The sequence below is a fragment of the Streptomyces violaceus genome, assembly GCF_036014075.1.
GTDB classification, from domain to species: Bacteria; Actinomycetota; Actinomycetes; order Streptomycetales; family Streptomycetaceae; genus Streptomyces; species Streptomyces violaceus.
Genome location: NZ_CP107911.1, coordinates 8,202,007 through 8,228,311, shown reverse-complemented (window position 1 = coordinate 8,228,311; position 26,305 = coordinate 8,202,007). Strand labels below are relative to the sequence as shown.

Here is a 26,305-nt window from a genome sequence, read left to right as displayed (position 1 = left end):
TACGCCACAGCTACGACCCGCAGACCGGCAGCATGGTGCGGGAGATCGATAGTGAGTCCCGTGGCCTTGACCTCTACCGCAGTTGAGGTTGAAGACTGTCACCATGGCCAATGATCTCGAGCTCGCCGCAGTTGCTCTGCCCGATCCAACCCGTCCGGACGCGGGTCTCGTCCTCATCTCCGAATGGCACACCCAGGGCCGTGAAGAGCAGGAAAGAGTCATGAGCGGTGTCATGGACGCCTGGGAGAACAGCCGGCTTCCCACCGCCTATCTCTCGCGCTACTGCCTCGAAGGATCCGACGGCCGGACGATCCTCAACTACGCCCAGTGGACCAACAGCGACGCCCACCGGGCGTTCGCTGCCAACCCCCAGAACCAGCAGACCCTCGGCAACGCGATCCAGAGCCTGTTCACAGCCGGCCCGCCCGGCCGCTTTACGCTCCATCGCTCGATCGCCCTGCGCGAGGCCGCCGTTCGATACCTCACCACGGCGTCCTACGACACCGAAGGTTCCGCAACCGCCCGTGAACTCGCCGACAAGTTGGCCGCTCGGAGCACCGCCGCCGCACCATCCGAGCTGATCGCTGAGCACTTCCACATCAGCGAGGACGGGCAGCGCCTCTACGTCCTCAGCGCACACGAGGCCGAACCGGCCGAAACCACTGCGCGCTTCCGCCCTTACCGCGGCCTGGCCCGGCGGTGGCCCGTCGCCACCTGAAAGGCTCACCCCCACAAAGGCTGCATTCCCTCACGCCCCCCGTCCACCCCGGCGAACCTTGCCGGTCACAGCACTAGCCTCAGGTGGCGGGAATGATGTGTAACCTCCCATCCCGGTTCAAAGCTTGCCAAGGAAGTCCAGGAGCATGCTGTTGATTGCGACGGCCCGGGCGAACGGGACGCTGTGGTGCGACAGGCCGGGGAGTACCGCAGTCTCGACGTGTGGCAGGTGCAGCCGCGCCGCCGCCTCGACGCGCCGAATGTCGTGCGCCCTGCTGTCCCCGGCGAACATGAAGGAGAGCCTGGGCTGCGGGTTGTGCATCAGCTGCGTACCATCACCGTCGCACTCGACCTGCCCGCAGCCGAGTTCGCCCATCGCAGCACCCTGCACCCGACCGACCTGCGTGCCCTGATCTGCCTGCTGGATGCCGCTCGGGCGCACACGCTTGCGACGCCCGGCTGGCTCGGGCGGCAACTCGGCCTGAACTCTGCGGCCACCACGGCCCTTGTCGACCCGAGAAGCTCGGCCACGTGCGGCGCACACGAGACAGCCGTGACCGACGCCGTGTGCTGCTCGAGGTTGATGAACAGGCAGTCGCCCTGGGACGGTCGTTCTTCGGACCCCTGATCACGGAGATCGTCGCTGCGACGCGGGCCTTCTCCGACGCGGAGCTGGCAACGATCCAGCGCTTTCTGCTCAACGTGCACAAGGCCGTTACCGCACAACGAGATCCTTCGAGCTCGCTTACCCGAAGTCCCGTGCCTCAAAAGCAGCGAGGGTCTCAATGACCTGTCTGTGACGACAGACCTCGAGACCCTCACCGCACCGTAGGTGGAGATCGTCGAGGACGAGACTCGAGGGCCCCGATGGATGGGGCGACCGTCCCGTCCCAGTGACTCCGAGCTCGTCTGCCTTGCCAGGCGCTCCGCGGCCACGTCCTCGAGTGAGCCCGTGCCTCGCAGGTGCGCGCTGCGCCGGTGGTCGTGCCTGCCTTCGTGGACGCGGTACGGGCCGTACCGCCGCTGCGAGTGACGCCGGCTGGTCCAGCTCGGCTTCGTCATCTCGTCCGGGTGCTCCTCGACACCTTCCTCGTCCGCACCTACCTGGTCACCAGTGCCAGCGTCGCCCTCGGCGGGAAGGTGTGGTGGCCGACCCGATGCCGAAGGCGCCGGATTCCCAAACCCCGGCCCGGGAGCCGGTGAAGGTAGGACACCTTCCCAATCCGCGTGACGTCCCTGGGCGTCCCTCCCCCACCGGAGGGGCGCCCTCGTGCCCCGGGGCGGGCCGACCGGGCCGTGTACCTGTGCCCCGAGCACACCGAACGGAGGATGCGCCCGTGCCCGGAGCAGAACGCGAACCGCTTATCGGCGAACGCATCATGGCGGTGATCAACCGCGACCCGCGCACCGCCCCGCACTCCACCCGCAACGACCTCCTGCTCGCCCTCGCTGTAACCGCCCAGGCCGTCGTCCTCGCCCTCTTCACCGACCCGGCCCGGCGATCGGGCGCGCTGGGCTGGCTGTTACTGCTCGCCGGACAGATCTCGATCGTGTGGCGGCGGCGCCATCCGCTGCCGATGCTGGTCGCGGAAGCCGCCCTGCTCTTGCCGTACCACGCACTTGACAACAACCACACCGCCCCGCTCCTGGTCTCGGTCGTCACGGTGTACAACGTCGCCGTCACTTGCCGGCCCCTGCCTTCCGAAAAGCCCCCTCATTCCTGGGGCCGCCGTCGCCGATGCGGAACAACCGCCAGTAGCCCTCGGGCGGCGTTATCGCCTCCGGGCCTGACCGCGAGGGCCGGATCCGTGCTCATGTCCGCGGCTGATAGCCGTCGTAGTCGTTCCAGGAGGGCGGTTGGGTCATCAATTGTTCCCAGGTGGGCCATTCTTCCTTGGTTTTCTGACGGACAAGCTCGCCCGGCATGCTGAAGGGCGGGGCCTTGTGCGGTTTGTCGAGTGCCTGACCGACGATCACGTCGTAGAGCACGGCGGCGCCATGCAGGCGGGGCAACGCGGCGTGGACGCGGTCCACATAACCGTCCGGGAGGACGTGCGTCCCATCGGGGCCGAGGTCATATCCGGCTCCGACAGTGACCAGTGCGATTTCCGGACGCTTACGGATGGCGACTTCGTAGTGCAGGTGCAGGGCGACAGCGTCCCACACGACGTCGATCTTCTCGGGAGACAGTCCCTGATCGGTGAGGAAGCGGGCGGCCAAGTCGGCGCCGTCGATATCGAAGCGTTGATCACCGTTGCCCTCGACGCTGAGCCCGGAGTCATGCAGAAGGCACCCCAGGAACAGCAGCTCGTCGTCATAGTCACGGTCGGGTTGCAGACCTTGCTGCTCGCCGAGGAAGCGCCCGTAGAGATAACTGCGCATGCTGTGGTTGAAAATTGCAGGGTCCTCGATGCCTTTCACGTAGCGCACCGCTTTGAACGCGAGTTCGGTACGGGGGAATGGGAGGTCGCCGTAGGTGTCGTCCATCAGTCAGCCTTCCTGGATCGGTGAGGAGGGGTTGGCTTACTCGGGCACGGTTCGGGATGCGTTGCGGCGTGATCCGTAGCGGGCGGAAGGGAGTCACGCGCCCGTGGTGGAGCCGGGGGGACGATCATCAAGACGACGACGATCGCCCAGAGGACATTGAAGATGCCGGTGATCATGGTCATGCAGGTCCGCCCAGGGGCGCGCCTCTTCCTGGGCGGGCACGTTCTGGGCCAGGGCGAGCAGGCGTTGCCGGCCGGGCAGGATGGCCAACGCGGGGATGCCGCGGCAATCACGGTCAACGCCAGTGACGCGATCAGCCAGGTGTCGGAGAGGACGCCCATCCAGGCGCCAGTGGCGATTCCGAGTACGGGCACGGCGAGACCGGCGACGGCGTAGCACCGGCAGCTCCGGTGCAGCAGCGAAGCGATTCCGGCGGACCGGATGCCCTGTTCGCCGGCGCCAAGTGCCCCTAACGCGTAGCGCGTGAACATCGAGGCGGCCAGGCTGGTCGAGCCGACCGCCAGGGCGAGAGCCGCGCAGGATACCGGGGGACGCGACGACCAACTCGCTTTCAGAGCATGCCCCATGGTTGACATGGATGATCAGCGGCCTCGTCAACGGGACTCGGGCTGACTCGGCAGGACACTGACAGGCGACACGGGTCCGGTGGTGCTCAGGTGGGTCCAGGCTGCTGTGACGAAGATCAGTCCCGCGCCCAGCATGTGCAGTGCGACCAGCAGCGGGGGCACCCCGGTGTGGTACTGGACATAGCCCAGGAGGCCCTGGGCCGCGATGAGCGCGACGAGCACGATGCTGCCGCGCTGCACCGGTTGCGGAGCGCGGAGGGCGCGGGCAGTGATGGTGGTGGCGAGTGTGAGGCCGAGCAGGAGGTAGACCAAATCGGTGTGTATCCGAGTGAGCGCGGCCGGGTCGAAGGGCAACCGGGCTGCCTTCGGGTCACCGGCGTGCGGTCCGGTTCCGGTCACCAGGGCCCCGACGGCGAGGACGGCACTGACGGTGGCCAGCAGGCCGGCGGTGAGCAGCCGTAATGCACCGCGAGTTGTCGCAGCCCGTGGGCCGGTGCCGTCTCGTGTGCGGCGAAGCAATGCCGTGGCGGCGAGCAGGATCGGGAACGAGACCAGGAAGTGCAGACTCCTGACATAGGGGTTGAGGTCGGTAAGGACCAGAATTCCGCCGATCAACGCCTGAGCGGGTACCACCAGCGCTTGCGCCCCGGCCAGACATCGCCACGCTGCAGGAAACGCAGGCCGGGCTCGGAACGTCACGGTGACCAGCGCGACGGCTATCAGCATCAAGGCCACGCCGAGCAGACGGTTGCCGAACTCGATGTAGCCGTGGACGCCCATCGCGGGCGTGGTGACCAGGGAGGCCTCGGTGCACCGTGGCCAGGTCGGGCAGCCGAGCCCGGAGTCGGTCAGCCGCACTACCCCACCGGAGACGAGGAGCACCAGGTTGAGCCACAGTGACGTGGCCGCCAACCGTCGCACCGTCGCACGACCAGGACGAGCCGAGGACGGGCGACCACGACTGATCTCCGGACCTGCTCCGGTCATGTCCTGCTTCACCGGATGCTCGATGCCTCGTCGGGAAGTACGGCTGTGACGAGCGTGTGCTTGAGCCATACCTCGTAGGCGTCGTGGGACCAGCCGGAGTCCACGACGAGGCTGTCGTGCACGCCTGCGCTCATCAGCGCGACGGCGATGTCTGCGGCCTGGGGATGAACGCTGCGGCCGCTGCGGCGGACGCGTTCGATGACCATGTCGACACCGGCCCTGTTTCGTCGCGCTCCTTCTGCCTGAGTGGCCTCGATGTCCGGGGCGACCGCGGCGCCGGAACTCAGCATGGTGACGATGTCGCCACACCGCTCCCGGACCTGGCGGCCGGCCCTGGCCAGCAGCCCGAGCAGCTCGACCGGGTCCGACGTCCGCGCCGTCTCAGCCATCACCTCCGGGAGCCCTGCCTCCTCGTCCATCAGATCGACAAGTCCAGTGAGGACCCCGGCCTTGGAACCGAAGTGCGTGTAGATGGTCTGGGGCGATACGCCGGCTTCCTTCGCGATGGCGCGCACGGGCGTGCGGGCGTATCCCTGTTCGGCGAACAGCCTGCGCGCGGCGGTGAGGATCGTGCGCAACGTGAGCGCCTCGCGTCGATCGCGGAGCCGGACGATCCCCGGCAGGTCTGACATGTATGCTCCCAACGAGAACGTTGTTCCAGTGAATGGAATATCGTTCCCGACTCTATCAAGTGACGATGGTGAGGAAGCAGCGCATGAAGCTCGTGATTTTCGGGGCGAACGGCCCCACCGGACGTCTAGTCACCCGACAGGCACTCGCCGAGGGGCACACGGTGACGGCAGTGACCCGACGGCCCGACACCTTTCCGAAGGATTCTTTACGGCTGCGGGTGGCGGGTGCGGACGCGCTGGACCTGGGAGCGGTGGACGATGTGGTGGCCGGGCACGACCGCGTCATCTCGACCCTTGGTGTCCCGTACACCCGGGAGCCGGTCTCGGTCTTTTCCCAGAGTGCGCGCAACATCGTGGCGGCCATGAGCAGACACGGGCTGCGGCGGCTGGTGTGCGTGACCTCGATCGGCGTGCATCCGGAACTCGCTCCTGAGGAGAGGTTCTTCTTTCGTAAGGTGGTCGGGCCGATCCTGCTGGCGATGGGGCGTCCGCTGTACGAGGACGCACGCCGCATGGAAGAGATCGTGCGGGCCACCGATCTCGACTGGACGATCGTGCGCCCATCGGGACTGTTCGACGCCACGACAGTCACGGACTACCGCATCGCCGTCGCGCCACAGCGACTGGCCGGAATGTTCACCTCCCGCACCGACCTGGCGGACGTGTTGCTGCGCGAGGCCACGGAGGACCGGCACGTGGGCGCCTGCATCGAGGTGATCACCAATCAGGGCACTCCGAACTACGCCCAAGTGTTCCTCAAAGAGGCGCTGCGCATCGGCAAGTGAGCCGGCTGCGCCGACGAACCCTTCTGCGCCAGGAGTAGCGGGCTGTATTGCAGCAGCCTTCCTTCCTCGCCCGCGTTCACGTTCCTGCGCGAGCAGTACCCGCCCACGCCGCGTCAGGCAGGTGTCACGCACACGTTGCACCTAGAGGTGGTCGATGAGCGCGGCAGGAAGCTCTACCCGCTCTCCAGGCACCCAGCACGAACGGTGCCCGGATAGCAGTGGCGAAGCCACCCCTACCGGCCCATCGTGCGAGCAGGGGGTCCTCCGGCGAGACGCCAGGAGAGCACATCCAGGGCACACGAGCCCGGGAAACGGCGTTGCCCCGTGAGAACTTCCGAGCCAAGTTTCCGCTGCTCAACGTGCGTTTCATCAACGAACCCCAGGTCAAAGTCCCGCTTCCTCCAATCGCTGCATCAGGCGGCGACACAAGGCTGGTTCGCGCCCCAGAGACAGTCCGGAGCCGACATCGCCAGCTCATCGGACAGCCCGAAGGACCCTCAACACCCAGACGGTTCAGAAACAGGCACTCAAGCGGTTCACCGAACGCGAGGGCCACGCCCGCGTGCCCTACGGCACCGGGAGGGCGCCTACCCCCTGGGGCAGTGGGTCGCCGAACAGCGAAGGGCCTACGGGGCCGGACAGATGACCGGCCAGCGCGCCCGGCGGCTGGAGAAACTCGGCATGGTCTGGTCACCGGCCGATGAACGGTTCCAGGAGAACCTGGAAGCCGCCAAGGCGTACTACGAGCAGCACTGGACCCTCTGTGCTCCGAGTGGCCCTGGACAGGCCGAGGTTGTCCAACCTTCGGCGGCCCGGGGGCCTGGAGGGACACCCCGAGTGGGAGACGGCGCTGGCAGAGATCGGCCCGGACTGGAACCCGGCCGGGCCGACCGTCTGGCAACGCCACTACGCCACCGTGCGCGAGCTGCTGCGCGAGGAGAACCAGACCGACGTCCTACCCGGCGTCACCGTCCACGGCATGGACATCGGACGGTTTGTCCACAGGAACCGCCAGCACACGGTGTGGACTGGACTCATGGACGGGCAGAGCGAGCGCCTGGAACAGCTCGGCATCACCCCGCTGCCCCCCGAGCAGGAGACACCTGCCAAAGCCCGCAAAAGCGGCTCCGGGGCCTTCGAACGGGGTGTCGCGGCCCTGGCGCAGTACATAGCCCGCACCGGCTCCGTGACCGTCCCCAGGGGTCACGTAGAACGGCTCGAGGACGGCACAGAGGTTTGACTGGGTGTGTGGATCATGAACCAGAAAGGGCGCCGCGCCAAGCTCACCCCCGACAAGCTCCAGCAGCTCGCCGACCTCGGACTCCACTGGGCAACGTCATGATCGCACTCGCGCTTTCACTGTCTGGGTCATCACGGTCGCAACGGCGTCGTGCCGGGCGAGCCATGGGGAGACGCTCAACAACAAGATCGAGGGGCGAGCACCTCCCTGGATGCGGCCAAGGGCGGCCCGAGGTCGGTGGAAGCTCCACACCTGGTGCGGGGGGTGGAGCCCAGCTCACTCAGCGGAAGGGACCGTCGGTCGCGAAGGCGTGGGCTGCAAAGCGCTTGCCCATGCGACGGTATGCGGCGGCTGTGGGGTGAAGGCCGTCGGCCAGGTCGTCTGCCTCGTTGGGGCCGAGCAGTTCGCGTCCGTCGAGATAGTGGAGGTGGGGATCGGACGCCTGTCGTGCCGCAGCGATACGGGCCAGCTCGGCACGGACCACCGCCAGCGACAATGCCCCGCCGGCCGCATCGGCCGGGTCGCCCAGGGCAGCGAGCCTGCCGTCCGGGCCGGTCACGGTCGGGCCGGGGGTCTCCTCCAGGGCCGGACAGCTCACCGGAGAGATCAACAGCAGTGGGGTGTCCGGGTGCCCGTCCCGGATGGTGTCCAGGAATCCGTGTACCGCGGGCCCGAACGTCCGCAGCCGGAAGGCGGACAGGCTCACGATGTTGATGCCCACCTTGAGGCTGATCAGGTCGGCAGACGTATCGCGGATCGTCCGGGCGACATAGGGATCCAGCAGCGCGTTGCCCGCCTGGCTGAGGTTGATCACCTCCACCCCGCCGAGCGCAGCTGCCACCACCGGCCAGGTCCCGGTCGGGCCGTCGGCCTCGATGCAGTGGCTGATGGAACTGCCGTGGTGCACCCAGCGGCGCCGCCCGTCCGGCAGCGGTGCCACTACGTCGCCGTCAGCGCGCAGTGCCACCAGTTCCGTCGGGGTCTGCTGTGGCAGCCACAACTCGACGTCCTTCATACCGGCCGGCAGCCCGGCGAACCGTACGGCCCCTGGCTCGCCCGGGATGAATTGCTGTACGGCCCAGGAGTCCGCCATCCGCAGCACGTTGCCCACCGGCGCCTGCTGACGCCCGGCCAAGACGCCGTCCACCAGCAACTCCAGCATCCCGGTCGGGCGAGGGTGGGGGTCGGAGTCGAGCTGGACGGTCGAGGTGAGTACCTCGAACTCCAATGTGTGCGCATCGGTGCGGAACACCAGCCGCACCCCCGAAGGCATCACGGTCACCCCGTCTACCGACGGATCCTGGTACTGCTCCTTGGTCCACGCCGGCAACCGGCGCGGCATCACCCCTGCCTGTGTGGCCTCCAGGTCCAGCGCGCCCCGTACCTCCACCGGCCCGCCCACCAGTGGAACCGCCCGCATCGCCACCGTCACCGCCCCTGTGCCAGGTCAATGTGGGCCGGAGATGACATCGACCCGGCACCACCGTAGCTCACTCAGGTATTGGCACCTCGCGCTGTTACCTGCCAGCGGTCGATCACCTCGCGGTCTCGGACGACCAGCAGCTCCTCGGCGAGATTCACCGGCGTGCATATGTGGTTGGGGACGACAGCGACCAACGATCCCAGGCCTGGTCCCCGCGCTCCCTCCGGAAGCCGGACCACGGCGTGGTGCTCCCACAACCCGGTGATGGTTCCCTGCGGGAACTGGGGCAGATAGCCGTGGCCCGTCACCCAGGACGACCGGTCGGAGCCGAGAACCTTGCTGCCGACGTCGAGCACAAAGCGCTCCGGGGCGGGAATGCTGATCACCGTCGCGGCGGCGACCAGCGCGAGGTCTCCTACCCCGCAGGTGCCGATGGCCAGCTGGGTGGCGTCATTGAAGACGTAGACACCGGGCCGCAACTCGTTCACCGCGCCCGGCTGCCACTGACCCACCGTCGGAGTCGACCCACCGCTGACCACACGGACGTCGATCCCACGGTCCCGCAGCGCCTGTGCGGCCTGGCCCAGCGTGCGCTCCTCGTCCCGTGCGGCACGCTCACGCGCCTGTGCGTCGTGCCCGTAGCCGTGTCCCGGGAACGTGAACACGCCGGCAACATACAGTTCTGCGTCGACGGCAGCCTTCCCGACCTCACCGGCAGCCTGAGGCTGTACTCCCGTGCGACGGCTCCCGCTGTCGACCTCGACGAGCACCTCGACCGGCCGGGCGCTGCCGCGCACGGCCTTGCCCAGCCGCTGCGCGCCTTCGACCGATTCGACACCAACTCTCAGGGCAACATCGTCCGCCAACCGGCGCAGCCGCTGCGCCTTGTCGGCATCGAGCCACACGGGGTAAGCGATGAACAGGTCATCCACGCCGGCCCGAGCGAATGCCTCGGCCTCGCTGATCGTGGCCACCGAGAGCCCGCGCGCGCCGGCTCGAAGCTGGCGGTCGGCGATCTGCGCGCACTTGTGGCCCTTGGCGTGCGGGCGCAGAGCGAACCCTTGAGACCGCGAAGCCTCAGCCATCTGCGAGATGTTCCTGTCCAGAACGTCCGGATCGACCACGAGTGCCGGCGTAGCCAGCCCATCGGGCAGCGGTATCGCCATCTCCTGCCTCCCATCACGGAACACGTCCAGATGATCATGGCAGGTCGGCGGACCAGGGCCGCAGGGCCATCACCTCAAGCCACATGTACCAATCGAGATGACCTCTAAGCCGTCAGACCGGTCTGTGATCGGGCGGCACGATTCTGCAACGAGACAGCGCCCCACCCGATCACAGAACGCAGGAAGCGGGCTGGTAGCTGACGGCGGTGCCGGAGCATGCGGCCCCACCTTCGGACGGTGGGCGCAGCCCCGTACGAGTCCGGCGAGGCCGGCGACATGGGTGGGGCTCAGGTCGATTCGCTCAACGGGGCTCTGGCATTGGATACGCACAGGGTGTTGCGCCGTCGAAGAAGGCGACGCTTCTGACGCGCTGACCGGATGTGGGCAGCGGGGAGCCAAGACGACGCCCGAAGGCGACATCCCACAGTTGGACGGAGCCGGACCAGTTTGCCCCCTGCGAAGCGCTGACCGGCGTGCGGAGTCCGCGGGTGGGGCTGTGGTCCTGGCATCCTTGCCTGGGTCGACACGCAACCGACGGGCACTTTCAATCATCGGGAAGCACGACGGTACGTCAGGTCGGTAGCCGGCGCCTTCTCACACTGCCTCCACACAGGCATGATGAGAGACCCACTTCCACTGGCGTCGCATCGGGCAAGGGGTTAGCGAGATGGAACCCGACGGTCACGTAATCACGACAGAGTTGGCGAACGTAGCCGCTTTATCTTTAGAGGAACTGATGCAGTGGCCGCCAGAACACCTCGATGGCTCCGTGCGGCGCATTCTTTTTCAAGTCGATATGCCAGCACCCTGCACGTCATCCGCTTGCGCTACTGCTTGTTGACAGTTGACAGCATCCCGATAAAAGCGATTTTTTGCACCATAGCGGAGGTTGCGCATGACAGAGATCAGAAAAAACAGGTTACCTCTTTTGCCTCACCTCGCCGAAGCCGAGAGAAAGGCAGTCGATACGCATCAAATTCCAGTAACCTCACTTATCGCCATGGCAACAGGGGGTGACGATAGCGAAAGTTTCGGACCGCTCCGGCGGGGACAAAAGAGCAAACGTCTACTCCTAATCCGTATGACGCTGGAAGCCATTGCGGCTACTCCTGGCAGCATGACGCCCTTACCTTCAGCCCACTCCGCATTGCGGCTGCTAAGCCGCGCCCAGCGCAAAAGCGAAAGCGACTTCGACAGAGTCCTGATGCATCCATCGACTGGCGTTTGGGCAGGGCACGTTTTAGGGCGCTTGCGGGGCACCAGATCTTGCAGTACTCCACTTTGGATTGAGGTCGGCTATGTACACACCCTGGCAACCGCCGCCGCTATACGTACAGGTATTGGATTTGCTACCTGCGTACCCGTTTCAGACGGGGGCAGGCTTCATTTTCCTTCACTGGGAACACTTTTTCTACCTGCGCATGAGGCCGATGACGTAGGAGCGTATACCGCAACCGTACACTGGGCGGGGCGAGGCACCGGCAGAGTAGCTATCGTTTCTCCGAGGGGGGCTCGGGCGTCACTGCCGGACCCTCACATATCGCATAGCTCGGGGATGGCCAATTGGCGCCCGATCCCGCAGATCAGAGTCACGCATGGAAGCCACACTCTCGAACTGGCTCTCGACGATGTCGACTCCTACGCATCGTTCGAGATAGGTCGGGAGCCTGTCGTTCTGGATGACCACAGCACGAATCATTGGCAGTCTTTGGCAGACCAGGCGTGGGAGATACTCGTTCGCATTCAGCCCGATCTTTCCGACAGCCTAGCCAGAGCAATGTTCTCTATCGTGCCACTGGTGCCCAGTGTCGAGGGGGAGCCCTACAGTGTGACATCGCCAGAGTCTTTTGGCAGCGCCATGATGGAGCTCCCGAGAGACGCCACATCGTTGGCTGTCAGTTTAATTCACGAGTTTCAGCACGTTAAGTTAGGAGCGCTCCTCGACCTGATCTCCTTGACGCACGAAGAAAGCGGCGCATTTCACTATGCCCCATGGCGCCTTGACCCACGACCAATTTCGGGGCTCCTGCAAGGTGCATACGCCTATTTCGGCATAGTCAGCTTTTGGCGTGAGTATTCTCCGAGAGCATACGCAGATGATGTTTTTCGGGCCCGGTTTGGTTACGCGCGTTGGCGCCGTAGCACTCTCGCCGTTCTCGACGATTTGCTGGCATCTGACGGCTTGACCGATCTGGGCATCTGGTTTACAACAAACATGCGTAAGACGCTGCACCGCTGGTGCGAAGAGGTCATTCCTCTGCAGGAGGAGGCCGACGCTGCCCTGATCTCCCAAGATCACCAAAGCATGTGGCGACTGCGGAATAGCGAACCTGCCAGACCCGATGTCGAACTGCTGTCGGAGCATTGGTTGCGGGGCCCCCTAAGTACGCGCCCTGGAACTAAGAGTTCGACCATACGCCGCGATGTGCTGCCTCGCGAAAGAGCAGTACGGTCCGAGCTTGTCAGAATACGCTGGGAGGACCCAAGGAGATACGAATGGCTGCGCAGACAGCCTGAGCCGCTCGGAGCGGCTCCGGGCGACCTTGCGTTGTTAGACGGTGACTCCAGGACAGCCTTGCGCAAATTCCAGGAACAGATACGGCATAGACCCGACGCGTCAAGCCCTTGGGTGGGCCTTGGCCTGGCTGCTAAGGCATGTGGAAATCTTAACTCCGCAGCCGGTCTATTGAATCAACCAGAGTTAGTGAGGGCCGTCTATCTTCAATTGGTCGAGCACTCACGCCGAGTCGATCCGCTAGCCGTCGCTGGCTGGATCAACAGCGGACACGTAGGTGAGGACGCGGAAGGGGTATCGCCTCCGCAGACATGATTTTTTTCAGTTGTACGGCCATACGCGATTGCGAGTTAGATTGGCTCCGCCTTCTGCCGCCAATGGCGAAGGCCCTCTAGAGTCTTTCCGGTCTCAGGGTGACGAGGACCCAGGACTCTGCGCATATCAGATAGAAGCATTTCAAGTTCCCTCACTGCAGCAAAGGGATCTCCCGCCATACCTCGCCAGTGGGCGAGATCGCGTCGGCTTGTCAGCGTCTGAGGGTGATCAGAGTCAAATCCTCGTCGCGGATCGCTCAATGACCTCTCCAAGGTGGCGACCGCGGCGACCGGATACCCGGCTGCCCCCTGGGAACTGGCGAGCCACTGGCTGGCGTACGGTATGGCGGGATCAGCAGGATCGAGGACTCGGCGCATGTCGGCAATGAGCTGTTCGAGATCGGCGACAGCCCTGGCTGGGTCCCCGGCCCTGCCGCGCCATAAGGCGAGCGGCGCCGCTGCGTCTCCTAGTGTGCGGCTGTGGTGCGGACCGAACAGCGTGGTGTAATCCCGCAATAGTTCCTCGAACAAAACGACCGCAGCAGCTGCATCGCCGGCTTCCCCCGTGAAGAACGCAATGTTGTGCCGAATCTTAAGGCTCCGCACACGGTCGAATCCGCTCGCTTGCCGGTAATGTCGCAGGATATCTTGCAACTCGGTTACCGCTCGGAAATGTTCTCCGCCCTTTGCTCGCCAAAAGGCGAGGTCCTGCCGAATGGTAACCGCATCTCGGTGTTCTGCTCCGAGCACACGTACTGAGTCGTCGAGGAGTTCCTCATACGCCTGAATGGTCCCGGATATGTCACCTGAAGCACCGCGCCATCGCGCCAGTTCATACCGTGTGAGTAGCGTTTCTGGAGCATCGACTCCCAGTACTCTACACTGAATAGGCAATAGATTTTCTAGAGCGCTGACGGCGGTAGCCAGATTTCCTGTCACTCCTTGCCAATGTGCTAGCCGTTGGCGAGGTAAAAGTGCGTTCGGGTGATGAGGACCGAGGTGATAGACTGCGGCATCAGTCATGCGTCGCCAATATGCCAGCGCTTCGGTGAGCTGACCCGATGTGCCGAGACTGGTCCCAGCATGGAACAAAACAGGGTGTGCATTAGGGTACCAAAGAGCTTTTTCAGCCACCCGATAAAGAGCTGCGAAGTTGGCCTGGAGCGTCTGCGTCAGGATAGGGTCCTGCTCGACCTCGGGCCACGCAGCCATCAAGGCACCGGCTGCAGTGCGCGCATAGGAAGCGTGCTGATCGGGGGAGAGCGTTTCGCGAGTCGCACGCTGGACTAGCTGGTGAACACGAACGGCCAGATGTGGCGTGTGCGGTGCGTGATTGCCGAGGTGTAGACGGTGGAGAGCACGCAGTGCGCCGAGAGCTTCCCGGCGCGTAGATTTTGCGGTATGGCTATTGCGTTTCATTCCCCTGAGCTTGGCGAGATGAGTAAGCGCGGGCTCACTCGTTAGGACAGCCTCGGGTATTCCATTCGCATCCAGCAGTGCACATAGGTAAAGCATGGAGCGGGCCAGGCCGACCGGGCGAAGGCTATCAGCGCGATCGATGGAAAGCGACCAGGAAGCAGCTAGCGGAAGATCTTGATCATCGGGAAGCCTGTCGGGGGCCGTGTCAACCAGCCTGGTGGTCCGATCGGCAAACAGCTCTCGGTATGCGGCCACGCTTTCGCCAGAGTCAGAGAGGTAGGCGGCAGCTTGTGCAAGAGCCAGTGGGAGACGATCTAGGTCGTTGGTAAGTGCGATGAGATGTTGGAGGGGCTCGCTGCGACCTTCCACAGCCAGGGACGAGGTGAGGTAAGCGACAGCCTCGGCTTCGGTGAAAAGACCAACCTCAACCAAACGACGGCCATCCCCGGCCAACGCTGCATCGCGACGGCGTGTGGTAATCAGTGTCCTACCCAGAGGGCTCGCAGGTGGCCATAGTCCTTTCAGGTCATCAGGATCACCAACATCGTCCAAGACAATCAGCCACCGGCAGGGCTTCGCTTCGGCCTTGGGTGAAATCCAAGCCAAGAACGTCCGCGCAGCTTGCTCGGGGGCATCGGAGCTAGCCTGGCACAGCTCGATTCCAGCTTGAGCGTAACCCGTCACAACAGCAGAGCGGCTGCTCGCCGTGATCCACACCAACACGTCCAAGCCACCATCAGCCCAGGCAGTGCGCGCATAATCGGCGGCAAGCTGAGTCTTGCCCACGCCACCCATCCCAGACAACACCAGGCCGGCCGGCACCTGGGGCAGCACAGTGGTGTCGGCGTCTCCTAGGGCAGCTCGCAGACGGTCCATTTCCGCACGATGCTGATAAGACTGTGCCTTGGGCGGGATGACACCAACCTGGTGCGGCCACGCCGCAGAAAGACGGGCCCCCTGCTGATGTACGATCACTAGCTGCTCTGCGCTGACTTGGTGCAGATAGCCAGTGATTGCTAGGCCCCCCGCCGCCGCAGTTGCATCGCCGGTCGCAGACACCTGCACGCCAACACCACTTTGCTCTGGGGAGACTCCACGGTAGCCGGTCACCGCCATTCCCCCTGTACCGCCTGTAGCCGTGCCTGTTTCGGTCACCACTACACGCGCCTCAGCTATGTCCCCAGGCCCCGCTGCGCGCTGCTCTCCCCCGCCCACGCCCACGTCCCTTCTGAATCTTGAAGGCCACCTAGCCAAAATCTATGCCGCTTACAGCGCCGCTTCCCTCCCCAGTGGCGGTAGCGTTTCCGGTCCTCTCTACCTTCGCGCCACTGCAGTCGGGTGACTGTCCATGCCTGATACCCGAAACGGCTGTCGCTCCACCATTGGCGGCAGCCCGCCCCGTTCGGACTGCCGAATCGCGCATACGGTTGTTAGTCGGCTGGATCAGCATCCAGATCAACGCTGCGATGCCAACAGCAGCCTGGATAGAAGCTCCGACCAACTGACCGGTTTCGGCGCTGCCTAGCAGCCAGACTGCTGGCGTTGACACAATTGCAACTGTGGCCACGATGACAACCGTGATCTTCCAAGCGCTAGACATGTCACTCCCCCACCCAGCAGGCAGTCAGGCCCACTATGCCGTGCATCGCGAGTTTTCGGTGCCAACAATGCACTACCCGCTGCCACTAACAGCGATGCTTGGTACGCCTCAGGCCGACGAGCCGCACCAAGCGGCCCCATGCGCCCCCATCTGGTAGTGATGCGGCCTGGTCGAGGGCCTGCGGGGCGCGGGGCTGCTGGGTGACGCGCATGTCCCAGCGAAGTCCTCGCTTTTTAGGGTGAGCGACCGGCTGGGATCGGAGTCGTTGCGGGTGCTGTTCGCCAGGGTCGCCAAGCCGATGGCCACCGAAGCGACGCCCGGCGCGCTCTGACGGGGTCTGCAACTGTTGACCGTGGACGGACCCTGCTGGCACGGCGCGGACAGCGAAGCCAACGGGGCCCGCCTTCGGGCGGATGGCTTTGGCCGCGGGACGGGCAACGTTCGTCGACGTGGGGATTGCCGATCTTGTGGAGGTGGGCACACATGCCGTGCTGATGCGGACTCGCCGGCTGCCGAACAGGTGAAGTCACCCTTGTCGGCCACCTGCCCGATTCCTGGGGTCCGGGACGGTTCGTCCTGGCGGTGAAGGCTTGCCCGTCAGCCGCTGACGCGAGGGCAGCGGTCGCCCTGGCCCGCTGGCCCAGCGTGACCACCGGTACCTGCTCACAGCGGGCGGCATGGATGTGGCGCTGAACTCGTATTTGCTGTACCGAGGTGGCCCTCATGTCGCCTCAACGGCGCGAGCCGTTGGGGGTCGTCCCGCTGCCGGCGGCGGGCAGACGGCGGACGTTGCCGACCGTGGCGGCTTGTTCCCGCAGACGCTCGATCTCCTCGTGCTGGGCCGTGAGCCGGGAGACGGCAAGCGTCTTGAACGCGGTGAGCTCGGCCAGCGCCTCGTCCCGTTTTGCGATTCGTTCCTTGAGCTCGGCGACCTGTGCCTTAAGCCGTTCGATCTGAGCGGCCCGGGGGGTCAGGGGCCTCGCCCTCGTCGCGCTGGGTCTTCAGGCGACGCTCGAACTCCTCGCACAGCTGCTGGTAAGGGCTGGTACTGGTCACCCCCGCTTCGGCGGCCAGGGTCTTCACACCGCATTTGCCGCCGGCCGGGAGTTCACCCGGCAGCAGCCGGCCCATCCCGGAGCGGATCGCTTCCTCATTGCGGGCACGGTCCGCGTCACTGATCCGTGGCATGTCACTCGCCTCCGTCCTACGTACCGGCCGACGTCATGATCTCGTCCACCACCCGCTGGGCCCGCTCCACCTCTGGCTCGAGCCGCCTCTTCTCGCCCGTGGGGAAGCGCGGGTTGGCCAGGAAGACCTTGTCGGTGCCGACCTGACTCTGCCAAACAGGCAGGTGACAGGGGTGGTGGGTGGCTTGCGGGCAGCGTGCGGAGTCGCACATCCCGCCCAGTGGCTTCGTAGCGTCCGGGGTGCCCGCCACCTTCAGGCACAGGGCCTTGTGAGGATCCCGGAACCAGCAGTAGTTCGCGGTCTGCAGATGCAGGTGCTTGGTCTGCTGCCGCAGCAGGTTCTGCAGGCGCCGCTCCGTCTCCAGTACTGCTGCTGTGCTGGCTCGTGGTCCTTGAGCTGGGCGTCGATGTGCCAGCCATTGCTGCAGGGTGCGCGGGCCCCGATTCGGTGGGGGAGATTAGCTGCCCGGCACGCATTGCGGCGACTCCCAACTCGGTTGGCCGAGTGTCGCCCTGAGGCGGGCGGAGTGTGCGTCGCGGAACGCCTGGGCGCGGTTATGCCGAACTGCCGTTGCAGAACATGCCGGTACCAGGTTGGTCAACCGGTCAGCTCCGCCCTGCGCCCAGGGGATGACGTGGTCCATCTCCTGAGCACCAGTCCACAGGCGTCTTGTCGTTTTTTGCGACCGCCGCTCACCGCAGCCCGCGCCCGGGAGGTGAGCCACGCGGGCTGCCTGCTTCTGCGTAAGCCCTTTGGTCGCTGGCGACCGGAGCAGCCGTGGCGGCGCGGACGACCATAGCGCCAGCGACCCCGTCTCCGCCTACCCAGAGCGTCCTGTGGGGCGAAGAGGTCCGCGAGCGGTCCAACGCCCCGGAGCTCAACCTCGCCCGGTATATCAAGGACGGCACCGTCACCGACGTCGACAACGGGGAGTAGGAGAAGGCGAACGATGAGCCTATTCGGGGACGGCCTGGAGGCCGACTACCGGGACGGCAAGCCGCTGCCCGGAGGCTTCAAGCTCGGCATCAACCCGCGGCCGCATACACAACGGAGTCGGAAAGAATCGCGACCGACGAGTTGAGTCCTAAGCTGGCCAGAACTGGAGGATGTGTTCCTCTACCTTGTGGGCAGCGATGAGGAGGCGGCCCTTCCAGTGGTAGGGAGGCTCGAAGTCGGGCCTGTTGAACAGGTCATCCGGCGGCGGGTCCTGGAACATGTCGTCGGGGTCGGTTCCCGTTGTGAAACTGGCCGGGGTGTCGGTGGCGGTGCAGGTGAAGGTCTCGGTGTGCCTCCACTGTCCCGGCAGCGGCGCGGGCTCCTCGTCGTAGACGAGGAAGCTGATCTTGACCGGCTCCCACTCGCTGGACCCTGCGGTGATGGTCAGGCAGCTGTTGCTGTCGGTGGCAGTGATGCGGGTGCCGGAGGTCATGGAGGGCAGAGCGATGCCCTCGGGTTCTCCCATGTCCACGACGTAGAAGGCGTGGTTCAGTGTGGCCATTCCGGTGTATTCGTTCACCGGCGGGATCTGGGGCATGGGCGTTGCTTTCTCTGTCACGGGGGCAGGCCCCTCGCGCCGCGGGGGCGTGAGGGGCCTGCCGGTGCCGGGGCGGTGGTGCTTACTGGCCGGCCTGCACGTAGAACTTGTCTCCGGGCAGGAGGTGGTAGCGGCCGAAGAAGGTCCGCAGGATGCCGCCCTGCTGGCGGTTCTCCTTCAGCGGCACCCACTTGATGGACCGGTTGGGCGGGTTGTAAGTGTTGCCGCCCTGCGTGGTCTCGGCAAACGGGTACTCGTCGCAGGAGGGCTTGGTGCCGTCGTCGTTGGGGTCGACGGTCCACCAGATGTCGCCCGGCTTGGGCTTGACGCTGGGGCCGCAGACCTCCTTGCGGTTTTCGTCTGCCTTGGCCTTGGTGGCCCGGGTGAGCGGAACAGTGGAACCGGGCCGGCCGATGTGGAGTCCGGCGCGCTGAACCTTGCGGATGTTGTCGCCGATCCCAGGCAGGTTCGCCATGTCGGACAGCTTCGTCCAGTCCTTCTCCACCGAGATACGGGTGGGGTAGACGCAGCCGGCGCCGTACTGGCGGTCCTCGTCATCGCAGCGGTAGGTGGAGCCGACGTAGGCGGTTTCACCGCTGCTGTAGCCGGGCTTCTTGAAGCCGAACTCGTAGCGGGTGTGGCTGGAACGCGGATGGCCCTTGCTGACCGTGAAGGTGTGGCTGGCCGATCCGGTGCGGGCCGAGCCGTTCAGCGTGAACGGGGAAGCGAGGCCGCCGCCGACGCGGACCTGGCAGCCGGAGCCGCAGGACGGGGTGAAGGTGGTGACGATGCCCTTGGCGTTCCCGGTGATGGTGGCCTTGCTGACGGTGATCTTCTCGGACCACTTGACGCTCTTGAGGTTGAGATGGATCTCGTGCCACACGGTGAACTTGACGGTTCCGACCTTGCGGCCGTTTTTCTTCACGTCGACTTGGACGGGCGCGTGGTAGCAGTCCATGGTGCGGTTGACTGCAGTGGTCATGGGGTTGGGCTGCTTGCAGTACCCGGCCGACTCGCCCGCACGCGGCGTGACCGCCTGGGCCTTGAAGTTGTTGGCAGTGAAGTCGGACGTCGCCCGGCTCGCAGTGACGGTGATCTCGTTGCTACCGCTGGCCCCGCTCGAGGGAGCGGAAGCTGCGATGGTGCCGGCGGCAGAGATGGTCAGGGTCGCTGCCGTAGCACTACGCGCCGCTCTCCAACGCCCTGCTGGTGGAGTTCTGGGGAGCCGACGAAATCCGGCGCGTAGGGTAACGAAATGCCCGGGCAAGGTCATCGAATTCCGTCGGTTCCCCGCTTGACGTGGTCGGTGCGCCAAGGGCTGGAGAGCCAGTCTTGGAAGTGGCGGTGACGAAACTGGTAGGTGGTCCCGGCGCGGCGGAGGAGGCCAGCCTGTTCCGCCTGGCGAAGGAACCGGCCTAGCCTCCACGGGAGTTTCCTTTGGATGCTTGTGCACAGCAGTAGGGTGAGGTATCGCATCTGTGCTGTGGAGAACACAAGTCCGAGGCACAGCGCGGTGCCGAGGCCGACCGAGACGGCGGTCATGGGATCTGACAGGACTCCTGCGGGAAACGCGACGAGAATCCCGATGATGGCGCTGCTCAGAGCGTCGGCTGCCATCCGTGAAACTCCGGTAAGGCGTGGCCGACCGCGGCCGGTCCGTTTGAGCTTCGGCCAGGGCTGGGCTGACACCGCACCGAGCAAGGCAAGACCGGCGCCAGCGCCTGCGACCAAGACATGCCAGGGTGGGAGCCCGATGCCGGTTGCGGCGAAGCCGACGGCTGTCAGGACCGTCCACGCCGCCGACGCCAGGAGGAAGTGCACCACACGGGGCAGGCGTGTGCCAGCAAGTGGCCACAGCTCGTGGAGGGTCAGGTCTGTGCCTGAGAGCATTCGACCCCCAACAGTGCGGGACGTGGCAGCGTTGCTGTTCAGGTAGGCGGCGAGCGCAGTCAGCCACCGCACCCGGTTGGCTCGGTGGGCGCCGAATCGTCCGTAGCTAGCGACGATCAACAAGCCGACCAAATGATCGCGGATATCCTCCTCGGAGCCATACCTGGTGTTATCAAGCAGTTCCCTGGGGTCGAGCGGGTACCTACCGGTGGCGTCGCGTTGTCCGTACGCCGCCACCGCGCTGGTCAACCACAAGGGGCTAGACAACACCTGGGCCAGCGGCCCGGATGGGTGGGCATCGAGCTGGTCTAGGACTGCGCGCCATCGCTCTGGATCCATGACCCTGGCTGCAATGAACGCGCGGGTCTGCTGTGCACTGACAGGGCACATCTCCACCAATGCGGCATCCGCAGCCCGTGCCCCGAGCGCGCTGAGCTCCTGATACTCCGCACTCCTGGAGGTGATGACCATCGGGAGTGCCATCACACCGTCCCGGTAGGTGTTCAGGGCCTGTAGGACATGCCGCGCTCGTGAGTTGCGCGCGGAGGGCGCGACAGACTCCATTTCGTCGAGCCCGTCAAGGACGGGCACGATCATCCTGGCGTGCACGAGGGCAGCGGCCGCTGCACGTGGAAGTAAATACAACTCCTCCAGCTGCCGGCACAGCCATGCCTCAAAGACTTTCGCCGGGTCCTCGCCCGAGAAGCTGTGGACATCGCGCAGTTCGCTCCACGAAGCAAGCGAAATCCGTACTGGGACTGGGCCCTCGTCGATGCGCTGTCGGAGTAGTTCGAGGACCAGCCTGATCGCCAGCAAGGTCTTGCCCGACCCGGGCGCGCCAGTGATCACTAGGCGTTGCGGTCGCAGCTGGGAGAAGAAAGCCCCGGCGCCTGAGAATTGCCCGACGAGCTCACCCTCTGGCACAGGGCCCGTGTGGGCTGGCCGGAAGACGAACTGCGTGTCAACGGCTACAGGATCGCCACCCAGCACCTGCCGATAGGCGTGTGTCTCCGCCCGCATGACCATGACGGCCAGTCGCTCCAACGTCCCTGTGGCATGGGGATGACCGGCTCTGGCGGCTTTGCGGTAAAACGACTGCGCTTCCTCCTCCCGTCCGGCACGCGACAAGAGGATGTGGAGGTTGTACGCCGCGTCGCCGTCGCTGTCCGCGAGTGGCTTCCACGCGGCCTCGACGACGTCGAGCAAACCGATGCGGGATGCCGTGACCCCGATCGTAAAACGGTCTTTGCGGTCGGCGTGCTCCAGGGCTCGATGCCACACCACGGCAGGTACCGAGCCCGGTGTGGTGTCGAGCTGGGCCTGGTCGACCAGGTAGTCAAAGACGGACCACTTATCTGCCGAGACCGGCAGGAGCATGCTGGTGACGCCTTGACGCACTCGAGTCGCCCACAGGATCGCTGCATCAAGCGGCTCGGGCCGCAGGAGCTCCCCTCCCGCTGCGATGAGGTAGTGCTCATGCAATGCGATGACCAGGCCCCGGGGATAGGGGGCAGGAAGGCCGGTGCGCGCCAGGTCAACGGCCGCTCGGATCAGGGCAGCGCCGCGAGGGTGGCCGCCCGCGCGTGTGGCCCGTCGCCACTCAGCCCACAGCAGCGGGCCAGCTGCGAGATACTCGGCGACCCCGTGGACACCGTGATGCACGGCAGCGTCCCGAACACGGTCGTCTGCACTGTCCAGTGCCTCGGCCACCTCACCAGCGGACCAGATGCGGTCCAGGTCGATGGTCTCGGCGAGTTCGAGCACCCGCGCAGCCGCGTGATCCAGGCGTTGGTCACCGTCTGCGCTGGAGGGCCAGTTACCGGGGACGCTGGCTTCCCCAGCCGCGTCAAACCATGCCGTCCGGATCGTGGCCAGGATCGGTATACGCAGCTGTCTGAAGTCGTTCAACAGGCTGGGCTCCAAGCCACCGGTGCGCAGGTAGCGCTCCAGATCGTCTAGCCACACCACGACGGAGACACCGGCATCGCGGAGCACCCCGACCGCCGGGGCCAGATCGGTCGCCGCCCGCGGCACCAGCACCCGGCGACCGGGTAAGACGTCCCTGAGCGCCTCATAGGCGCTGCGTGTCTTCCCTGCAGTGGAGTCCCCGACGATCAGAACAAGGCCACCGTCCTCGGCAGCGGCGCGCAGCCGCTCACGCAGACGGTCGTCTCGGTCACGCTGTACGTAGTCAGGTATGGCACCACCATCCCCGGGGCGTGCGCGGTGCACCCCGGCCGTCAGCGGGTCCCACGCACCCGCGCGCGGCCAGTTAGAGGGGTCCGTCAGGTAGGCGGGGATTTCTGCGCTGGCTGGGCTGTCGGAGGAAAGGTCGGGATCCGCCGAAGAGGGCGTCGCACGGCCGTAGTGGATATCGCCGATGTGGATCCCGCTGATGGCGATGCTGTTCTCTGACGCGGTGGCCGCGCCGGTATGCGAGGCATGCGCGCCGCCTTGAAGAGGGGCTTCGGCATTGAGTGCACCGCTGTCACCGGTCGACGCGAGAATTCCAGGTAGGAATGGTTTCTGTCCACCAACGAGATCCCGCCGACCGGACATGGCGTCATGAGGCACGGTGGTCCCAGGCGTAGCGCACGCTTGGCTGCGTTTCCACCACCTCACGACAGCACGAGCCCCTCCCGAGTGCCCCGAGCAGTCTCCGCCAGATCAGCTTCTCTTGATCCCAGAATTGGCGTCGCTGCCAGGACCGTCCGCGGTCGCGTTACCGGTGCGTTCTACCCGGCTCCGTCCACTGTCTGCGCCGCCAGTGCGGGTCACACCGGTGTTCGCGGAACCCCCGCCGGTGGCCCGTGCGTTCCCGGTGTCTACCGCCACGTCCACGGGCCCCTCCGGTGGTTGGGCAGGCGTTCGCGGCCCGCTGATCAGCGCCCACACCACGGCGACGACTCCTGCCGCCCCTTGAACCGTTGCGGCAACGAACTGGCCGGTACCTGGGCCATTCATTAGCCAGATCACCGGGGTCGAGGCGATCGCCACCACAGCAGCCACCAGCACCGCGACCTTTCCACCCTGAGACACGCGCACCCCCGATAGCGTCGGCTGTCCTGAACGGACTCTCCACTCATACCAGCAACTTGCCGGGAAAGAGGACAGGTTCCCGACAGAGGGCACAGATACACCGAGGGGTGCTCGGAAGGCGGTGCTTCAGCACTCGGAGCCCCAGCGTTGTGTGGTCGACCGCTGCTGTCGTGGCGCCGGCCCTGTGGTGGTCAGGAGGGCGAGGGGGCGGCCCCTGCCGTCGCAGGCGAGGTAGACCTTGGTAGTCAGTCCTCCCCGGGATCGGCCGAGGGCATGACCCGATCGGTTCGTCTCCCCCTTTCAGCCGGTCGCGGCAGCGTGCTGGTGAGCCCGGACGATGGTGGAGTAGATCTGGACCAGCCAGTCGATGTCACCGACGGTGTCCGCTCCGGGCAGTATCTGTTGCATGGCCCGGGGGAACATGCCGCCGATTGCGTAGCGGCGGAAGCGGGTGTAGACCGTCTGTCAGGGCCCGTAGCGTTCCGGCAGATCACGCCACGAGATGCCGGTACGGCTCGTGTAGACCATCCCGTTGACGACCTGGCGGTCTGCCACCCTAGGCCGCCCGGTAACCGCCCGTGATATCACCGGAGCCAGCAACTCCCACTGCGGGTCGGTGATTTCATGACGGCGTATCACCCCACGGTGATCCACGACCTGATGATCTTTGAATGACCAGGACGGCGCGCCCAAGGCCGAAAGCGCGTCGGCCGGCACTGGGAGCCCCGGGGACTTTTCTGGGACTTCCGGCTGGATCAAGGGGCACGAGCGGGCGCTGGCTGGTCTCCTCCGGGACATCTGACCAGCAGGACTCAGTAGGTCTGCGCTCAGCGTCGCCTGCCCTCGACCCCCATCGATGCTCGCCACTCTTGACAGTGTCTGACCCGCCGACAAGGCAGCTGACACCCCATCAGGACGAGCGTCAAATGAGCGTCACGAGCGTCATTTCAGCGTCAAAATATCGCCCGTAACGCCCACACCGCACATAATACGCACGCACGAAACCGCAGGTCAGGAGCCCTTTGCGACCGGTTCGAGGATCGCCACACACTCCACATGGTGAGTCATCGGAATCATGTCAGGATCGGAGAACGAGAGAGAACCTGCAGGTCAGGGCCCCCATTTTTCGGCCCGCTGAACGGGCCTTGAGGGGTCCGAGCGTCAAATGAGCTCACGGCCGTCCAGCTCGGACTTCTCAAGGCGGGCCACTGCTCAGCCCGCGGGCACGTCGAGAGCGCACTTCTCCGCCGCCTGGGATGGCGTCCCGTCCCGTGGCAGACGATCGAGGTGTGGGGCCACGCGGGCGCGTGCCCGGGGCAGACACCGTCGTGCGCCGAGATGGTCGGCGATCGCCGACCAGGCGACATCGTCGCGATAGGCAAGGACTCACGTGGTGGGGCGGGAGTGCACGCTGACGGCATAACCGCAGCCTTGGTAGTAGGGGTCGCCGCTCCAGGTGGCGTAGCGCTGCCGCAGGGTCAGTCCGGACTGGGCGCACCAGTGGTCGAACTCTTCAAGGGTCACCGACGGTTCGGGCAGTGGCAGGTGTGCCGCGTCCAGTCCCATGCCCGTGACCAGCAGACCGCCGGGGCGCAGTGCGGCGGCCAGCTGCCGGACGACAGCTGGCTCGGTACCGGGGGCCAGCAGAGGGATGACGTTTCCGGCGGCCAGCGCCAGGTCGAAGCCCGGATTCAAGCCGAGGGCATCCAGACGGGCCAGGTCGCCGAGGAGCCACTCCTGCGTGGGCGCGTCGCGGCGGGCGACAGCGAGCATCGAGGGGTCAACATCCACGCCGGTGCAGTAGTGGCCCAGCTCGGCGAGCCGGATCGCGATCCGGCCAGTGCCGCAGCCAGCGTCGAGTATTCGGGCGGCTGGCTTCAGCAGCGCGGCACAGAAGGCGGCCTCTCCGTGGATGTCCTGGCCCGACTCGGCGAGCCGCGCGAAACGCTGAGCGTACTCCTCTCCGGCTTGTCCGCCGGTCAGTTCCGCCCAACGGTCGCGTTGCCCGGTCATGTTCAGCGTGCCTTCCGGTCAGCCTCGCCCAGCAGGAGCGAGGACAGTGCCATCGCCCTATTCCGCTCATCGGTCCAGACCTCGCGGCCTGCTACGACGGTACACAGGGCGAGGCTCGCACAGGAGTCCGACCATGCGCTATCTCTACACCCGTACCTGACCACCCGGCTGCCGTCCTCAGGCACGCAGTGGCCTGAAAGCGTGACGGTCATGTGGTGCGGCGCAGGTATCCCCTACCGCCGGGTGGGTGTTGGCCCTGCCACACCAGCACGATCGGACCGCCGGAGCTCCATCTCTCCGCCGCACCGACCGACCGAACGGAGCAGGCCGCGCCGCACCGGGCAGCGGAGCAGTCGCCTTGCTTCTCGACTGAGTCGCCCGCCGGTACAGCGGTGCCGCTCAAGCGTGAGGACGGCTTTGGCGATTGACGTCATGCGGTTCGGGCTGCAGCGGGCGTGAGGGAAGATCCGCCAGGCTTTGAGCCGTGCCACGCCGCGTTCGAACGGTGCCCGCACCGCGGATAGTGCGCGGTTGACGGTTTGCTGGGTGGGCGTGAGGCCACGGCCTGGTGGGCGTCGGAGGGGTGTCGTCATCCATGGGCCGGCGCCCAGGTAGGCGCGGTCGGCCAGGATCGGGACGCCTTGGCGTTCGCAGATCCGGATGTCCCCGTGAGTACGGCTGCGGTCAGGTCGTGAGCGCGGCCGGGAGAGCGGGCGAGAGCCACAGAACCTCGCCCTGGGGATCGGCCACCACCTGCCAGCACGGGAGT

At 65.7% G+C, this 26,305-nt stretch carries 20 protein-coding genes and 3 pseudogenes; 7 read left to right on the top strand and 16 right to left on the bottom strand.

What is annotated here, in order from left to right; translation table 11 throughout:
• Nucleotides 1–103: 103 nt before the first annotated feature.
• Nucleotides 104–718 (top strand): hypothetical protein, encoded by a 615-nt coding sequence (locus OG542_RS37080; protein WP_328416768.1) that lies wholly within the window; start codon nucleotides 104–106, stop codon nucleotides 716–718.
• 117 nt (nucleotides 719–835) lie between these two features.
• Here OG542_RS37080 and OG542_RS37075 read toward each other — a convergent pair whose 3' ends face one another.
• Nucleotides 836–1,093, bottom strand: coding sequence for a hypothetical protein (locus OG542_RS37075; RefSeq protein WP_328418344.1), 258 nt, complete (start codon nucleotides 1,091–1,093; stop codon nucleotides 836–838).
• Between OG542_RS37075 and OG542_RS37070 the strand changes: the two are divergent.
• Nucleotides 983–1,506, top strand: a pseudogene (locus OG542_RS37070) (MarR family transcriptional regulator). The gene OG542_RS37075 and the pseudogene OG542_RS37070 overlap by 111 nt on opposite strands.
• A gap of 1,023 nt (nucleotides 1,507–2,529) precedes the next feature.
• Here the strand turns inward: OG542_RS37070 and OG542_RS37065 are convergent.
• Entirely contained in the window at nucleotides 2,530–3,204 is a 675-nt protein-coding gene (locus tag OG542_RS37065) for an HD domain-containing protein (RefSeq protein ID WP_328416767.1), read from the bottom strand.
• A 162-nt stretch (nucleotides 3,205–3,366) separates the two neighbouring features.
• Here OG542_RS37065 and OG542_RS37060 point away from each other — a divergent pair, with 162 nt between their 5' ends.
• Entirely contained in the window at nucleotides 3,367–3,600 is a 234-nt protein-coding gene (locus OG542_RS37060) for a hypothetical protein (protein ID WP_328416766.1), read from the top strand.
• A 218-nt stretch (nucleotides 3,601–3,818) separates the two neighbouring features.
• Here OG542_RS37060 and OG542_RS37055 read toward each other — a convergent pair whose 3' ends face one another.
• Nucleotides 3,819–4,703, bottom strand: coding sequence for a COX15/CtaA family protein (locus OG542_RS37055; protein WP_328416765.1), 885 nt, complete (start codon nucleotides 4,701–4,703; stop codon nucleotides 3,819–3,821).
• Nucleotides 4,704–4,786: 83 nt separating this feature from the next.
• Nucleotides 4,787–5,410, bottom strand: a complete 624-nt coding sequence (locus tag OG542_RS37050; RefSeq protein WP_328416764.1) for a TetR/AcrR family transcriptional regulator — start codon at nucleotides 5,408–5,410, stop codon at nucleotides 4,787–4,789.
• A 65-nt stretch (nucleotides 5,411–5,475) separates the two neighbouring features.
• Between OG542_RS37050 and OG542_RS37045 the strand changes: the two genes are divergently transcribed.
• From OG542_RS37045 to OG542_RS40810, 3 genes and pseudogenes are all read left to right on the top strand, one after another.
• On the top strand, nucleotides 5,476–6,195 hold the full coding sequence (locus OG542_RS37045) for an NAD(P)-dependent oxidoreductase (protein ID WP_328416763.1): 720 nt from the start codon (nucleotides 5,476–5,478) through the stop codon (nucleotides 6,193–6,195).
• 246 nt (nucleotides 6,196–6,441) lie between these two features.
• Nucleotides 6,442–6,828: pseudogene (locus OG542_RS40815) on the top strand (hypothetical protein); the annotation flags it as partial.
• 160 nt (nucleotides 6,829–6,988) lie between these two features.
• Nucleotides 6,989–7,435, top strand: coding sequence for a helicase associated domain-containing protein (locus OG542_RS40810; RefSeq protein ID WP_408057821.1), 447 nt, complete (start codon nucleotides 6,989–6,991; stop codon nucleotides 7,433–7,435).
• 280 nt (nucleotides 7,436–7,715) lie between these two features.
• Here the strand turns inward: OG542_RS40810 and OG542_RS37035 are convergent, their stop codons facing one another.
• Together OG542_RS37035 and OG542_RS37030 are read right to left on the bottom strand one after the other, a co-directional pair.
• Complete coding sequence (locus OG542_RS37035) at nucleotides 7,716–8,855, bottom strand: GDSL-type esterase/lipase family protein (RefSeq protein WP_328416762.1); 1,140 nt, start codon at nucleotides 8,853–8,855, stop codon at nucleotides 7,716–7,718.
• Between the two features lie 74 nt (nucleotides 8,856–8,929).
• Nucleotides 8,930–10,024 (bottom strand): alanine racemase, encoded by a 1,095-nt coding sequence (locus OG542_RS37030; protein ID WP_328416761.1) that lies wholly within the window; start codon nucleotides 10,022–10,024, stop codon nucleotides 8,930–8,932.
• Nucleotides 10,025–10,919: 895 nt separating this feature from the next.
• Here OG542_RS37030 and OG542_RS40805 point away from each other — a divergent pair.
• Nucleotides 10,920–12,854, top strand: coding sequence for an HEXXH motif domain-containing protein (locus OG542_RS40805; RefSeq protein WP_408057820.1), 1,935 nt, complete (start codon nucleotides 10,920–10,922; stop codon nucleotides 12,852–12,854).
• Between the two features lie 35 nt (nucleotides 12,855–12,889).
• Here OG542_RS40805 and OG542_RS37025 read toward each other — a convergent pair whose 3' ends face one another.
• The 10 genes and pseudogenes from OG542_RS37025 to OG542_RS36990 all read right to left on the bottom strand — a co-directional run.
• Nucleotides 12,890–15,388, bottom strand: coding sequence for a tetratricopeptide repeat protein (locus OG542_RS37025; RefSeq protein ID WP_408057819.1), 2,499 nt, complete (start codon nucleotides 15,386–15,388; stop codon nucleotides 12,890–12,892).
• 1,423 nt (nucleotides 15,389–16,811) lie between these two features.
• Entirely contained in the window at nucleotides 16,812–17,060 is a 249-nt protein-coding gene (locus OG542_RS37020) for a hypothetical protein (RefSeq protein WP_328416757.1), read from the bottom strand.
• A 16-nt stretch (nucleotides 17,061–17,076) separates the two neighbouring features.
• The gene (locus OG542_RS37015; RefSeq protein ID WP_328416755.1) at nucleotides 17,077–17,271 is read right to left on the bottom strand and encodes a hypothetical protein; all 195 of its coding nucleotides are present in this window, start codon (nucleotides 17,269–17,271) and stop codon (nucleotides 17,077–17,079) included.
• A gap of 246 nt (nucleotides 17,272–17,517) precedes the next feature.
• The gene (locus OG542_RS40800; RefSeq protein WP_408057818.1) at nucleotides 17,518–17,703 is read right to left on the bottom strand and encodes an HNH endonuclease; all 186 of its coding nucleotides are present in this window, start codon (nucleotides 17,701–17,703) and stop codon (nucleotides 17,518–17,520) included.
• Between the two features lie 441 nt (nucleotides 17,704–18,144).
• Nucleotides 18,145–18,615 (bottom strand): hypothetical protein, encoded by a 471-nt coding sequence (locus OG542_RS37010; RefSeq protein ID WP_328416753.1) that lies wholly within the window; start codon nucleotides 18,613–18,615, stop codon nucleotides 18,145–18,147.
• A gap of 61 nt (nucleotides 18,616–18,676) precedes the next feature.
• Nucleotides 18,677–19,576, bottom strand: a complete 900-nt coding sequence (locus tag OG542_RS37005) for a NucA/NucB deoxyribonuclease domain-containing protein (RefSeq protein WP_328416751.1) — start codon at nucleotides 19,574–19,576, stop codon at nucleotides 18,677–18,679.
• A 287-nt stretch (nucleotides 19,577–19,863) separates the two neighbouring features.
• Nucleotides 19,864–23,043 (bottom strand): NACHT domain-containing protein, encoded by a 3,180-nt coding sequence (locus OG542_RS37000; protein WP_328416749.1) that lies wholly within the window; start codon nucleotides 23,041–23,043, stop codon nucleotides 19,864–19,866.
• A 945-nt stretch (nucleotides 23,044–23,988) separates the two neighbouring features.
• Nucleotides 23,989–24,321 carry a transposase gene (locus OG542_RS40795; RefSeq protein WP_408057882.1) on the bottom strand — a complete coding sequence of 111 codons (333 nt, stop codon included), beginning with the start codon at nucleotides 24,319–24,321 and terminating at the stop codon, nucleotides 23,989–23,991.
• Between the two features lie 588 nt (nucleotides 24,322–24,909).
• Nucleotides 24,910–25,536, bottom strand: coding sequence for a class I SAM-dependent methyltransferase (locus OG542_RS36995; RefSeq protein WP_328416747.1), 627 nt, complete (start codon nucleotides 25,534–25,536; stop codon nucleotides 24,910–24,912).
• A 389-nt stretch (nucleotides 25,537–25,925) separates the two neighbouring features.
• Nucleotides 25,926–26,292, bottom strand: a pseudogene (locus tag OG542_RS36990) (transposase family protein); the annotation flags it as partial.
• Between the last annotated feature and the right edge of the window lie 13 nt (nucleotides 26,293–26,305).